Below are 12,405 nucleotides of genomic sequence, written 5' to 3' on the forward strand. Positions count from 1 at the left end.
ATATGAGGGGAGCTCTGAAAAGGCAAAAGGGGATGGCAGAGCCATCCCCGTAGTCCGTACAACCGAGCTTTTCGATCGAAAGCGGATTACTCCGCGGCGATCGCTTTGACCGGCTTCACCGAAATATAGGTGCGGCCGTTGCGCTTGGTGGCGAATTCGACGGTGCCTTCCTCGACGGCAAAGATCGTGTGATCGGTGCCCATGCCGACACCCGAACCCGGATGCCACTGCGTGCCACGCTGGCGGCAGAGGATGTTACCCGGAATCACGTATTCGCCGCCGTAGCGTTTGATGCCAAGGCGTTTGCTTTCTGAATCGCGGCCGTTACGTGTCGAACCGCCTGCTTTCTTTTGTGCCATTTCAAAATCCTCGAATGGAGCGGCGGTTCGTTACGCGCCTGCGATGTCGGTGATGCGCACGACAGAAAGGTCCTGACGGTGGCCCTTCTTGCGGCGAGAGTTCTTGCGGCGGCGCTTCTTGAAGGCGATCAGCTTTGGCCCGCGCGACTGCTTCACGAGTTCGGCGACCACTTTGGCGCCCGATACGAACGGCGCGCCGATGGTGACATCGGCACCCGAGCCGACCATCAAAACTTCACCGAATTCAACGGTAGCGCCGGCATCGCCAGCTACACGCTCGATCGTGACGACGTCGTCTTTGGAAACGCGGTATTGCTTGCCGCCTGTCTTGATGACAGCGTACATGGCTCTTGTCCTTTCGGCCTTTCAGGCCTGTTGCCGCGCCCTATGGCGTCACCGAAAACGGTGAACTTTCAACATGTTGCTAGCTAGAGCCAGCAAGGAGCCTCGGGCAGCGCGTTCAACGCGGGCAGTTTTCCTGGCCCACGGGTGGCGGGCTTTATTGTCGATGTGAGGGCTATTGTCAACGGCCGTGCGGCGTTTCAGCCGGCCAATTTCTTTTTGATAACGCATCGTAAATGCCGCTGGGGTCGCCCATTTTAGGGAGCTCCTGGGATTGTCACCAGAGGCGAATGATGGCCGTTCCTGCTTCCTCGGCGCACCCGCGATCGCAGAGCGATATCCTGCCGGCGATACCTGTGATCGAAACCGGGCCGGATTTTCCGCTGGTAACGCTGCGTGCCTCTGTAGAAAAGACGCATGCGCTGCTCGATGTGGCGACGCGGCGTTATCCGAAGCGATTATTGGCGGGCCTTGACGGTGTGTCGCGGGCGTGGCTCGTTCGCACGAACAATGTGCATTTGTCCGAGATCGACGCCATTGCCGAAGCGCTGGGCCGACCAGGCGCCTATTTCTTTTCGATCAACTATGAGTGGGGCTGCACCTGCCGAGCGGCGTCGTCGGCGGATGGCCATTCGGCGCGTTTGATCCGGGTGCTCGATTGGCAGACGCCGGGGCTTGGCGCGAACCTCGTTTGCGCAAAAGTCGTGGGTTCGTCCGCTGGGCCGTTCGCCGTTCTCACCTGGCCGGGATACACGGGCGTGCTGCAGGTGATGGCGCCGGGCCGGTTCTCGGCGGCGCTGAACCAGGCGCCGATGCATGATCCGACGGGGCTTTTTTACGTCGATTGGGCCGTCAATCGACGTCGCGTGTGGAAAATGCCCTTTCCAACGCCTGCGCACCTGCTGCGCCGGGTTGCGGAAGAGGCACGAGATTTCGCCGAGGCGCGCCGGATGCTGACGGATGCGCTGATTTCTACGCCCGGCATCTTCACGCTTGCGGGGCTGGCGCCCGACGAGACCGTCGTCATCGAACGGACGGAGCATGAGGCGCGTGTGCGTAAAGGTGTCGATGCGGTCGCTGCCAACCATTGGAGCGAGGCGGGCTGGAGGGGACGGCCGCGCGGGGACAGCAGCTTTGAGCGGTGCCGGGCCATTAGGAGCGTTCCGCCGACATTCGATGACGGCTTCGCGTGGCTTGCCTCGCCGGTGCTCAACGCTAAGACGCGGTTGGCGATGGTTGCTGATGCCAAGACCGGCCGCCTCCTGGCGCGTGGCTACGAGGCGGATGGCCCTGCGACGCAATCCCTCGACCTTGAATGGCATGCGGCGGTCTGAGCCGCTTGCGTCCGGAAGCGAGCGCCGCTAAAAGCCCCACTTCGCCGTCAGGCGCCACGGCTTCCGGAGAGGTGGCAGAGTGGTCGATCGCGCCGCACTCGAAATGCGGAGTACTCGCAAGGGTACCGGGGGTTCGAATCCCTCCCTCTCCGCCATAAGTTATTGATTTTGCAGAGAAAATTCGTTTTCCGAGGCGAGTTTGAACTTCGTCCGTAGTTCCGCGGGGTTATGTGCGGGGCTGCAAGCGTCTCGTGTCAGAGACCGCTTTGGTGCGGGCTCTTTGGTCCTTCATTGCCGGAAGTCTCTAACGGCACTTTGGGTGGTCCGAAAGTCCGCGGAGCATTCGCGTGTGTATGGCAGCGACGTGAGAGAAGAAGTGCGCCACTTGCTGGAGCATCGGTCGCGACGATGACGTTGGGCTCAGCCCTTGGGAGAGACCCAGCGACGTTTCTGATCGTCCCACGATGTAGGCGGAGGTTCCTGTGTCACCAGCATCTTGGCTGTCAGCTCCGGAGGCTGACGTCCCTGCAGGATCATTTTTGTGATCTCTGGTGCGAGGAAGCTCAGGCGCACGACGCGCGTGAAGTAGGTCGCGCCGACACCTACTTCTGCAGCAAGCACGATCATAGTCTGATCATGGCTGGCGCGATCCAGTATCCGGCGACAGCGGTGTGCCTGCGCTATGAGCCGGATGAGACTGCGATCAGCATTGCGGCGAATGGGCCCAGTTGGGCCTTGGATGAGCAGCTTGGTCTCCATGCCGGTGCGCTTGAGACGCGCTGGGAGTGACAAGATTCTCGTCGGTCCATCGAGACTCTGCGGCAGACGGCGGATGTCGAGATCCGGAGCGGTGATGTGTCGGACGGCTTCGAGCCGAACAGTCAGTGCAACCTCCTTCGGAGCAATGACGATGCGCTCAATTAAGGCATGCGCGATGGCACGTCGATGCGATGGCGATCGGCTTGGCCAGCGATTAGCAAATGCCGTGGCCTGCGTGATCAGGGCTTTCCGCTGCGCGACGGATGAAGGCCCGGCGATCTCGTGAATGAGTTCTTCGTCTCGCATCAATCGTATGATCTCGTCATCGACGATCGTTTCGAGATCGGATGCCGGAACGCGGCAGGCTTCATCGGATGCCTGCGGCCGACCGCGTTTGATCAGCGATTGGCTGATGTAATAGCGATAGCGTGTGCCTTTCTTGTTGGCGTGTGTTGGTGACATGCGCTCGCCGCCTGCATCATAGACGAGGCCAGCAAGCAAGCTCGGATTGGTTGCTGTTGATCGCGTTACGCGCTCGACGCGGTTCTCGGCGAGCGCGGCTTGGACCATATCCCACAGAGCTTCGTCGACGATTGCGTCGTGCAGACCGGGATAGGCCTTGTCTTTGTGGACAATCTCGCCGCGGTAGATGCGGTTTTTGAGCATCAGGTAGAGTGCGCCGCGGGCCAGCTGCTTTCCGCCCCGAGGCTTGCCAAAGCGATCGACGCTGCTCTTGCTGAGGATGCCGGCTGCGTCGAGATCTTCCTTGAGGGCGTGTACGGACTTCAAGGCGGCGTAGCGGCGAAAGATGTCGCGGACACGCTCGGCTTCCGGCTCGTTGATGACGAGCTTCCTGTCAAGGACGTCGTAGCCGAGGGGTGGATTGCCTCCCATCCACATGCCCTTCTGCTTCGACGCCGCGATCTTGTCGCGGATGCGCTCGCTTGTGACCTCACGCTCAAACTGGGCGAATGAGAGTAGCATGTTGAGCGTCAAGCGGCCCATCGAGGTGGTCGTGTTGAACTGTTGCGTCACGGAGACGAATGACACGCCCTTGGCATCGAAGGCATCAACGATCTTGGCGAAGTCGTGCAGCGAGCGTGTCAGCCGGTCGACTTTGTAGACGACGACTGTGTCGATGCGGCCAGCCGCAATATCGGCGAGCAGGCGCTGGAGCGCCGGTCTCTCCATGGTGCCGCCCGATATGCCGCCGTCATCGTACATCGCCGGTAGCGCGATCCAGCCAGTGGCCTTCTGGCTCCGGATATAGGCGTCGCACGCCTCACGCTGAGCATCGAGCGAGTTGAACTCTTGCTCGAGGCCTTCCTCGGAGGATTTGCGGGTGTAAATGGCGCAGCGGATCACCGCTGCGCTATTCGATCGGTTGGACCCGAGCTTCCTACTCATCCATCACGCCTCCGGTGAGTCTTCCGGATGTGATTTCTTGACCGGGCCTGCTAAGCCGAAGAAGCGCGGTCCCGACCAATGGGTCCCGGTGATCTCCTTTGCAATGAGTGAAAGCGAGCGCCAATTCTGTCCGCGCCACTGAAAGCCGTCCTCGGTGACGACCACCTCGTGGGTTTCCCCATGCCAGTCTCGGACCAGTCGAGCCCCGGTCCTCAGCTCCAATTGCTTCGGTCTGCTGATATCGGATTTGGTATCCAGTTCGTCGGCAAGCGCATCGAGTTGGCGCTTGGTCGTTGCACCAAGTCCTCCGAAGGCTCGCTCCTGGATCTTCCAGGCAACACCGAGTTCGATCACGGTGCGGTTCACGAACTTCGGCGGGTACGTCTTATAGTATTGCCGCCATGCAAGGCGAAGCTCTCGATGGCTGAGCGAGGCAAGTGCGGCAACCTCCGCCGCGATCGCAGCGCTGGTTTGATCTGATGTGGTCGCCATAATTTCAACCTTTCTGCAGCCGATAGGCTCGGCGGCCGGAGATTGTGTCGAGATTGAAAGCGAAGCCGCGCGCCTTGAGCCGGCTCAGCGCTCCGAGCACCGAGTGTCGTTGCCATCCGGTTGCTTCAACGAGTTCATCGGCCGTTGCGCCGCGCTTGGTGGCGAGACGCTCGACGATCACTCCAAGCTTGCCGCCGGGATGCAGCATGGGCGCAGCCGGTGCAGTCTCTGGCGCCAGTGCGACCGCCGGTTTCCGTGCTGCATTCGAGTTTGCATTGGCAGTTTTGGCCATCGGGTGATCCTCACGTGCGGCCACGCCCAATGCGTGGCCTTGCACCACCCGAAGCCCCGGAGTTTCTCTCCGAGGCGGCCGCCTTGCCGCTCGCGACGACGAGGTACGACGACAGTACCGCTCCAATCAGCGGGGAAGTCCAGTCGAGAAGAGGCGTGTGCAGACAATATCTCTGGCCCCAAACACCTTGAGAATAGTGCGATATTTCAGGAGATTTCCCTGGCGATACCGAAGGTTCGAATCCTGCTCGCTCCGCCATAAATTCTTGAATATAAATAGGAAAATTCGTATCTCCGCCGTGGTCGCGTATTCCTGCGCACTGTCCGGGACTTAACGCGTGCTGACCGCCGACTCGTGACCGAGAGACGGATTTCGGACCGCAATTACGAGGCCGTCGTGCCGAAAGTCTCCTATCGGCTTTCAGGTGGTACCACTGTGTCGGGTGGAATTGGTTCGACACCAGAGAGGTGAAGTCGCTTGCTCACGAGACGGTGGGCGAGTTCAAGCCGAATTCGAAGGCGAAGGACCGCGGTCGGTAAAGGTCAGTGCACCGTTCCGCCCACGGCGACGCCCCGCCCATCCTCGCGTCGGATCGCCTGTGTCGCTCGGGCGTTTCCACAGCCTAGCGTAGTCGCGCTCCACGCGCAGCGGCCATCCGGCCTCGCGGGCGAACCACTCCCTGAGGTATGCGGAGTGACGTCGTACGAGACGGAGAGCCTCTCTTGCTTCGGCGGTTGTGGGCGTCAGTAACGGGCGCATCAGGAGCGCGCGAACGGCCTCCCTGCGCTCGGCGTATTCCTGCGTCTCCTGCTGGCGCAGAATCTCGGGTCCACCAGGGCGGCCGGTCTGTACGGGCACTTCATTCCGCGTGGAGGAGGCGGCGCTCATGCGGTATCCGTCGGCGTGATGGTGATGCGGTGGTCGCGGCCGCAAAACAGGCCGTCTTCGGTGACGATTTCGGCTTCCGTGTCCGCGTCGAGCGGCTCAAGCCGGATGAGATAGAGGCCGTCGTTGGATTGGATCTCGGTGACGCCATCGTCGCCGGCGGCCTTGGTCGCGATGGCCTCCCCCAAGAGATCGAGGAAAAATCGGAACTCGTGCGAGTTTAAACGCCAGAGCTCCGAGAGGAGCAGCGGGCACCCGGTTGCGAATTTTTGTCTGGCTGCCTCGATCTGCGCATGCTCTTCACCGACCTGCGCTTCGAGCTTCTTGCGTCCGGCGCTTCGATCATGGACGTGCGGTAGCCGTCCGCGGGGCATGCTGTAGCCAGTCTCGCGGAGCCGGAGAGGAACGACGATGGACGGTGCCCTATGCCACGGAATGACACCGGTAACGTTAGCAGCGGCGGTATTTTCGGCGTAATGACGCGCCGGGTTGAGCGCAAACGCGGCTCGTGCAAGTCGGTGGGCGTCTTCGTCGCCGTCGCAGTCGAGGAACCAATGAGCGAGGCTTTTGAAGTCGGCCGAGCGGTCGCTGCGGCCACTTCGGCGTTCGTTGATCGCGATGATCGCTGCTAGCAGTTGCGGAATCGCGGCCCGGGCCCGACTTCTGAGCTGTTCGCTCTGGGACCGCTCGCCGTTCGACCCGCCGACGAACCACATGCGCAGGCCCTGCCACCGCTCGTACCACATCTTCAGTTCAGCTTCGTAGGCCACCTGCTCTTCGCCCGGAGGGGCGTTGCGTGCCTGACGACGGGCCACGGACTGGAGCATCGCGTCGATACGTAGTTGAAGGGCATTTATGTCCTCCGAAATCGCACCGCTTCGGCTGACCAAGTCGCCAACGAACTGGCGGATGTACTCGATGAGACGCTGCTTGTAGTTCAGGACGGCGTCCACGTCGCCGTCCTGCAAATCGACGCCGCGGAGGACGCCGGCCATGAAGGCTCGCGCGGTCTCGGCCATGTTGTTGAACACCGTCATCAGACCGTTGAGGGTCTCGTAAATCTTGGCGACGTCAGGGTCGTTGCTTCGGCCGAGGTGGATCAGCGTAAGGAGGCTCTTGCCGATGTCTTCAAGCGCGACCGTCTGCAGTTCGCCGCGGCGCTGCATTTCCTTGGCGAAGGCGCTCAGCGCCATCTCGACGGAGACGCCGCCCTTCGAAAGCCGGTAGAGCATGCGGCGGCGATAGAACCCGCTCAACGAGGTGACGCGCGAGTTGTCGGCCTGGCAGTCGAGATTTCCCCATTCGGTTAGCCTGTCGAGGATGGCGTCCAGTTCGGAGGCGGTCGGCGGCTCACCCGGCCACTTTGCCTGTGCGAGGATTTCGGAAGGTCGCACGTAAAGCAGCAGTTGACGTTCAGCTGCGGCACACACATCCAGGACGCACCGGTACAGCGCCGCATTATCGGCGGTGACATGACGGAAGAGGTCCTGATGCGTGGCGACCTCGAATTGACCGCTCATCCATGCCCCGAAACCACATGAAATATCCCGCAATCGTGGCCCGGGACTCAGCGTCCGTCAAAGCAAATCAGGTGCGACGACTGCAAACGCGGTCGGCAGTATGCCTCACTTAGCTGATTCGATGGGGCGTTTGGCGTCCGTCGCATCACCGGACACCTCGACGGATGGACCGGTATTGATCGATCGTCGGCCCCTCATCAAGGCAGCGCGCTCTTCCTTTGCAGCGCAGATCCCATCGAGCGGGTGCGGGCGCTGACAGTTTAGCGCACGCTATAGGCGGCGGCCTTGATGTTGACTTCTCTGCCGAGGGTCCGTGTCGACGCGCAGGCCTTCCCGACATTGCGACGCGCACCTACAATCACAATTTTCAGCTCAATCTGATCAGGTGCAGCGCCCCCAACACTTCTTTGGCATACAGCTCAATTTGCTCGGCCATCATTGGCATGTCGGAACCGGGCCCGTTTTTCTCTGAAGCGTGGCCGCAGATATTGTCGATCTCAGTTATGGAACCGTCATTTTGGTAGCTTCGCCTTTCTATTCCCACCTACGACGGATATCCGTGCGATTGCATTCGGGGCACTGAACCGACGCCGTCGGCCGGCGTTCCATCGCCGCTCTGCGTTTCTCTTCATACGTAAGAACTTCAATTTCAAAACGTTTGCCGCAATTATTGTAACGGAAGCGAATGATTTCACCCATTGGAAATGCCCGCCTGCTCCAAGAACTCCTCCCACAGATTTGCCGCTGCCTCGGTTGGCGACAATTTTGCATTGTCGTCGTGGCGCATCATGCCATTTTGTTTGAGATAAAGTTCGTACTCGTCTGCTTCAATTTGGAACCAACCATTTGACGTGTTTGGGTCGGCCCGCTCTTGGAACGAGTAGGAAATGTCGCCAAAGGAATGTCGTCCGCTTCTGGCGTGGATGGTGATGTGGGCAACGCCACGAGTGCGTGCGCGATTGACCACTGTGCAAGTGAAAGACGCATCGCCAAGCAGCGAGAACTTCGACTTGATGTCTTCCACTTCGCCTATTTCGGCTGCTGCCTGCTGGAAATAATCACGGATCGCCTGATAGGCCTTCTCTCGGAATTCAAGCTTGTCGACCTCATCGAAGTCTCGCTTCACGCGGTACTTTGACGTGGGTGTAGACTTGTTACCGCTAACGTCTTGAGATTGATCGGGACGTGTCGACGGGCCCTCAGCGATGACCCGGCGGATTTGGCCAACGACATCGAGCCAAGCGTTATTTTCATTTGTCCAATCGGCAACCGGCTTGCCGTCCTTGGGCAGCGCTTTTAGCCGTCCAAGAGGCGATGCCTTCCAGTCACAGGGTTGCACGATGATCGGGAGAACCCTCATCGATCCCTGTTCGTGGCGCTCAAGGGCTCGCTTGAGTTCTCGTTCGTAACAATAATGGGAGCTTAGAAAATCGGCACTCACGATGGCAATAAACACCTGGCATTCTTCCAGATGTTCCGAAATTTCCCTATCAATATCCCCGCCGTGCAGGATCTTCTGATCGAACCATTCCCTGACAGATCCCTCGCGCTTCAAAACGGAAAGATGTTTGGTGAAGCGTTCCAGCGCGTGTTCATCCATATGGGAATACGAAATGAAAACTTTCAGCCCTTTTGCCACTTCACGCCCCCTCATTACTCTAACCAGTTACCAATCGCCGGCTTGCGTGATCCGTACCGATTTCCACGTGCTGCCTGGTTGTGTCGTTGACGGCAGGGGATGAAGGCTTACGGCCACTTCGGAGCGACGACGCTGGATAACCGCGATCTAGAACAGCTTGTTGAAATCGATGTTGTAACCGGCGTGCTTCAGTTCTTTCGCCAAATCGACTTTCCATTGGCTGCCGTAATCGAGCCAAACGACGCCATGAATATCGGACGGCTTCTCAATGTTGTCTTTTACGATAACGCAGACACGCTTTCGTCCAAGCTTACCGATGAAGTACCCAAGCTCTAGAACGACGTTTTGACGAGCGCGCTGCAAAACATTGGAGTCATCTCGAGATCCGCCAAAGTCATCCGGCGTGAAGAGGATAACTGCGTAGCCAACGTCACTTTCGCGCTCGAACTTTTCAATGATCGTACCACCGCCGTTCGGCTGCTCGTGCAAAATGATTGGTTGAAGACCGAGGCTGATGATGATCCGTGCGACCTCCTGCTTTAGCTCGCCGTCATGGCCGTGTACGATAAAAACCCTGTCGTTAGTCGCCGGATCAAATGCTGAGCCTTCGGATTTCGCTTCAGGGATGGGCCCAGCGTCTGTAATGCGCTCTTTTAGTGTCTCCACTGCTCCTTTTAATGTCGCAAGGGACTCAATGCGCCCCTCAATAATATATCCCCTTCTGTCGCGTCGGCCACTGCGATCTCCGAACGCAATCGATACCGGACCATGATCGAAGGTGGCTGCCGAAGCGTACCGCCAGCGATCATCTCCATTTTCGCCGAACACTCGCGTAAGAGACTCCTCGATTTTACATTCAAGCGATCGTATCTCGCCTTCGGAAGCTTTGAGTGGGTCCAGCGCTTCAATATCGGCGATGCGTCGCGCGAGGATCTCCACGCCTTTATTCATTTCCGCGACCGTCATTGGCAGACGGGGAGGGAGCGTCGATTGCGATTTGCGAGTTACCATTCGAAAAGCCAATTGATCCAAAATAGAACCCGTTGGTCTATAACGTCGGCATTCTCCAAAAACAACGCAAGGCAGGTATCCGTCCCCAGGCTGTTCAACGTTCGCGCTTGGCGGATACGCAGCATCTCGGCGAGTGCTTGTGTATGTGGTGAGACGGATATTAAATTCACGCGATTCTGATTCGGGGATATTTAATGGTTGAAGTTGTCCAGGCCGATACTGCTACCGCCATCGGTGATACGGCGGCTTTTGAGAGATTGTTGGAACTCTATCGTAACGGCAAACCCCTGCGCGGCGTGCTCTCAGAGGTTCTTGATTCTTGCGCGACAGATTTGGAACGCTTTAGGATTGCGAGCGCCGGTGAGCCAGATTTCGATGACAGGGTTGTCGAAAGCATCGGCGCGCTGCTGCCCAGCCGCAATCGTCTCATCGAGCTTTTTGGCGCCGTTGCCCGCTACGACGACACGCCGGAAGCGCGAGAACTGGTGCAGCGTTTCTTGGAGAAGCTGCTGCCTTACATGAATGCGTCCCCCAGAGCGACGTCATATAACGAGTTAGACTTCGATAATTTTCGCTTCTTCGCGCACGAAACTTTTTTGTCGCTAATCGCGGTGCTTCTGCAAAAGGAGAAGTTCGACTTTGCCGCGTATCTTCTGAACGCCCGCTACTATTCAGAGACACGCGGAGGGATTATCGCTGAGAGCTTTTCGGCTGCTTTCTGCGATCCGGCAAGGGCATTATTGGTCCGCGATAGCCGTCTCAAGTTAGGCAGGGCTTCCTTACAGGCGGACATCCTGATTGAGCGCGCAAAGGGCTCGTTAGAACCGAAGCATCTCATTCAAGCTGATCTGACTTTGTTTATACGCGGTTGTTTTGATCGTCTGCGATCGGGGCAGCAGTGGATGGCACTTTTAAGTCCATTCATGTCGCGATACCAAACGTCGTGCGAAATCTACGCCCGGTCGGAGTCCAAAAATTATTTCGAGCGAGTGAAAAGCCTCTTCGCGATCAAGGATAAAAGCGAGTTCCAAGCAGTGTTTGATGGTATTACCGAGAGAAGATTGGCAGGACTTGGCAATGGCTATTACTTCGCATCTTCGCGAGAATTGATCGGCTTCGATAAGATCTGTACTCGACCATAAGGCGAGTTATCGAGCTGAGCGAAGCGCCTTCCTGCCTGGGACATAAATGGCCAACCCTCAAAGTAAATCAGGAAAATTCGATATTGGCTTGGGTTTAGGGATTCGAGCCTCGACCGGCAGAGTTCATGAGCGGTCCAGCGACCCCGCCTGGTTAAAGTCAGCAAGGGACCGGACGCAGACATCTATAAGATGTCACCAGGGAATGCATTTTGAGCGCAGCGCTTCCCGTTTATTCTTTCGCCGAACCGTTCAGCATTGCGTAATGGTCAGTGTGCGCCCGCTTATTGCGAAAGGGGGAAGCCATTGAACACGATCGAGCTGGAGAAGCTGGCTGCTGTCTTGGAGGAAAGCAAAGACTATCGTGTTCTTAGGAGGCTCAAGAGCGTCGATTCATACAACGAGGTCGATGGCACTCCAACAAAGGTAGGACTCGTCATCGACGTCGAGACAACCGGCTTGAATGCTGCAGTCGACGAGATCATCGAGCTCGGCATGGTCAAGTTTGAATTTTCTGCGGATGGTCGCGTGTTTCGTATCATTGACCGCTTCAGCCAGCTTCGCGAGCCAAGGATTCCGATACCGCCGGAGGTCGTCACTTTAACCGGGATAACTTCTGATACAGTCGCAGGACATGCCATAAGCGAGGACACGATTGCGGCGTTCACGGCCGATGCCGTACTGGTCATCGCGCACAACGCTGCCTTCGATCGACAGTTCTGCGAGCAAGCATGGTCAAGCTTTGCCTCCAAGCATTGGGCCTGCTCAAGCTCCGAGATCGGATGGCGCAGCCATGGACGCCACGGTACAAGATTGGCTTATCTGCTCGGTGAACTTGGATATTTTAGCGACTCTCACCGCGCGCTGAATGATTGTGAGGCGCTTCTTGCCGTTCTTAACGGGAGCTCTCCTGTCGGCGGCACGTATCTCGCCGAGCTTCTTGCAAATGCCCGACGCTCGACTATACGCATAGCCGCGGAAGGGGCGCCCTTTGAATATAAAGATGCTTTGAAGGCCCGCGGCTATCGTTGGTTTGAGGCGAACGAGGAGCGGGTAAAATCCTGGCGGAAAGACGTCTACGAAGAAGATTTGACTGCTGAGCTGGATTTCCTGAGGAGCAACGTATTCGGCGGGAAGCAAGTCGAGCTTCCATTGCAAAAGTTTACGGCAATCGATCGATATAGCCTTCGCGCGCAATAGGCGCGGGCGGCGCTCCAGGGAGGATC

Annotated in this window: 12 protein-coding genes and 1 tRNA gene; 4 read left to right on the forward strand and 9 right to left on the reverse strand. The window is 58.2% G+C overall.

The features are described 5' to 3' along the window. Window positions 1-86 precede the first annotated feature (86 nt). Window positions 87-359: a 50S ribosomal protein L27 gene (gene rpmA, locus HYP802_RS0103515; protein WP_013945766.1), complete on the reverse strand. Its 273-nt coding sequence runs from the start codon at window positions 357-359 to the stop codon at window positions 87-89. Between the two features lie 30 nt (window positions 360-389). Then, window positions 390-704 carry a 50S ribosomal protein L21 gene (gene rplU / locus HYP802_RS0103520; protein ID WP_013945767.1) on the reverse strand — a complete coding sequence of 105 codons (315 nt, stop codon included), beginning with the start codon at window positions 702-704 and terminating at the stop codon, window positions 390-392. A 287-nt stretch (window positions 705-991) separates the two neighbouring features. On the opposite strand from rplU, the gene HYP802_RS0103525 reads away from it, so the two are divergent. Next, window positions 992-2,035 carry a hypothetical protein gene (locus HYP802_RS0103525; RefSeq protein ID WP_029670745.1) on the forward strand — a complete coding sequence of 348 codons (1,044 nt, stop codon included), beginning with the start codon at window positions 992-994 and terminating at the stop codon, window positions 2,033-2,035. 65 nt (window positions 2,036-2,100) lie between these two features. Then, window positions 2,101-2,190, forward strand: a tRNA-Ser gene (locus tag HYP802_RS0103530). A 265-nt stretch (window positions 2,191-2,455) separates the two neighbouring features. Here the strand turns inward: HYP802_RS0103530 and HYP802_RS0103535 are convergent. The 7 genes from HYP802_RS0103535 to HYP802_RS22040 form a co-directional block, all read right to left on the reverse strand. Beyond that, a complete protein-coding gene (locus HYP802_RS0103535) occupies window positions 2,456-4,201 on the reverse strand; it encodes a recombinase family protein (protein WP_024275130.1) in 1,746 nt (581 codons plus the stop codon). Window positions 4,202-4,204: 3 nt separating this feature from the next. Next, window positions 4,205-4,693, reverse strand: coding sequence for a DUF2924 domain-containing protein (locus tag HYP802_RS0103540; protein ID WP_024275131.1), 489 nt, complete (start codon window positions 4,691-4,693; stop codon window positions 4,205-4,207). Between the two features lie 4 nt (window positions 4,694-4,697). Next, a complete protein-coding gene (locus HYP802_RS22035) occupies window positions 4,698-4,985 on the reverse strand; it encodes a DUF3489 domain-containing protein (protein WP_024275132.1) in 288 nt (95 codons plus the stop codon). A 501-nt stretch (window positions 4,986-5,486) separates the two neighbouring features. After that, the gene (locus HYP802_RS23145) at window positions 5,487-5,873 is read right to left on the reverse strand and encodes a DUF2398 family protein (RefSeq protein ID WP_081740929.1); all 387 of its coding nucleotides are present in this window, start codon (window positions 5,871-5,873) and stop codon (window positions 5,487-5,489) included. Beyond that, a complete protein-coding gene (locus HYP802_RS0103550; RefSeq protein ID WP_024275133.1) occupies window positions 5,870-7,390 on the reverse strand; it encodes a TIGR02677 family protein in 1,521 nt (506 codons plus the stop codon). Before HYP802_RS0103550 ends, HYP802_RS23145 begins: the two co-directional genes overlap by 4 nt. A gap of 691 nt (window positions 7,391-8,081) precedes the next feature. After that, window positions 8,082-9,029 (reverse strand): toll/interleukin-1 receptor domain-containing protein, encoded by a 948-nt coding sequence (locus HYP802_RS0103565; protein WP_197022709.1) that lies wholly within the window; start codon window positions 9,027-9,029, stop codon window positions 8,082-8,084. A gap of 147 nt (window positions 9,030-9,176) precedes the next feature. Next, window positions 9,177-9,995, reverse strand: coding sequence for a nucleotide-binding protein (locus HYP802_RS22040; RefSeq protein WP_024275135.1), 819 nt, complete (start codon window positions 9,993-9,995; stop codon window positions 9,177-9,179). 239 nt (window positions 9,996-10,234) lie between these two features. Here HYP802_RS22040 and HYP802_RS0103575 point away from each other — a divergent pair, with 239 nt between their 5' ends. Both HYP802_RS0103575 and HYP802_RS0103580 read left to right on the forward strand, forming a co-directional pair. Next, window positions 10,235-11,182, forward strand: coding sequence for a hypothetical protein (locus HYP802_RS0103575; protein ID WP_024275136.1), 948 nt, complete (start codon window positions 10,235-10,237; stop codon window positions 11,180-11,182). A gap of 303 nt (window positions 11,183-11,485) precedes the next feature. Then, on the forward strand, window positions 11,486-12,379 hold the full coding sequence (locus tag HYP802_RS0103580; protein WP_024275137.1) for a 3'-5' exonuclease: 894 nt from the start codon (window positions 11,486-11,488) through the stop codon (window positions 12,377-12,379). Window positions 12,380-12,405 lie beyond the last annotated feature (26 nt).

The sequence above is a fragment of the Hyphomicrobium sp. 802 genome, from assembly GCF_000526135.1.
Taxonomy (GTDB): Bacteria; Pseudomonadota; Alphaproteobacteria; order Rhizobiales; family Hyphomicrobiaceae; genus Hyphomicrobium_B.

What these genes read in the sequence shown, in the direction of transcription:
- HYP802_RS22035 (WP_024275132.1), bottom strand. Translation starts at nt 4,985, where the DNA reads ATGGCCAAAACTGCCAATGCAAACTCGAATGCAGCACGGAAACCGGCG.
- HYP802_RS0103525 (WP_029670745.1), top strand. Translation starts at nt 992, where the DNA reads ATGATGGCCGTTCCTGCTTCCTCGGCGCACCCGCGATCGCAGAGCGAT.
- rpmA (WP_013945766.1), bottom strand. Translation starts at nt 359, where the DNA reads ATGGCACAAAAGAAAGCAGGCGGTTCGACACGTAACGGCCGCGATTCA.
- HYP802_RS0103550 (WP_024275133.1), bottom strand. Translation starts at nt 7,390, where the DNA reads ATGAGCGGTCAATTCGAGGTCGCCACGCATCAGGACCTCTTCCGTCAT.
- HYP802_RS0103575 (WP_024275136.1), top strand. Translation starts at nt 10,235, where the DNA reads ATGGTTGAAGTTGTCCAGGCCGATACTGCTACCGCCATCGGTGATACG.
- HYP802_RS23145 (WP_081740929.1), bottom strand. Translation starts at nt 5,873, where the DNA reads ATGAGCGCCGCCTCCTCCACGCGGAATGAAGTGCCCGTACAGACCGGC.
- HYP802_RS0103535 (WP_024275130.1), bottom strand. Translation starts at nt 4,201, where the DNA reads ATGAGTAGGAAGCTCGGGTCCAACCGATCGAATAGCGCAGCGGTGATC.
- HYP802_RS22040 (WP_024275135.1), bottom strand. Translation starts at nt 9,995, where the DNA reads ATGACGGTCGCGGAAATGAATAAAGGCGTGGAGATCCTCGCGCGACGC.
- HYP802_RS0103540 (WP_024275131.1), bottom strand. Translation starts at nt 4,693, where the DNA reads ATGGCGACCACATCAGATCAAACCAGCGCTGCGATCGCGGCGGAGGTT.
- rplU (WP_013945767.1), bottom strand. Translation starts at nt 704, where the DNA reads ATGTACGCTGTCATCAAGACAGGCGGCAAGCAATACCGCGTTTCCAAA.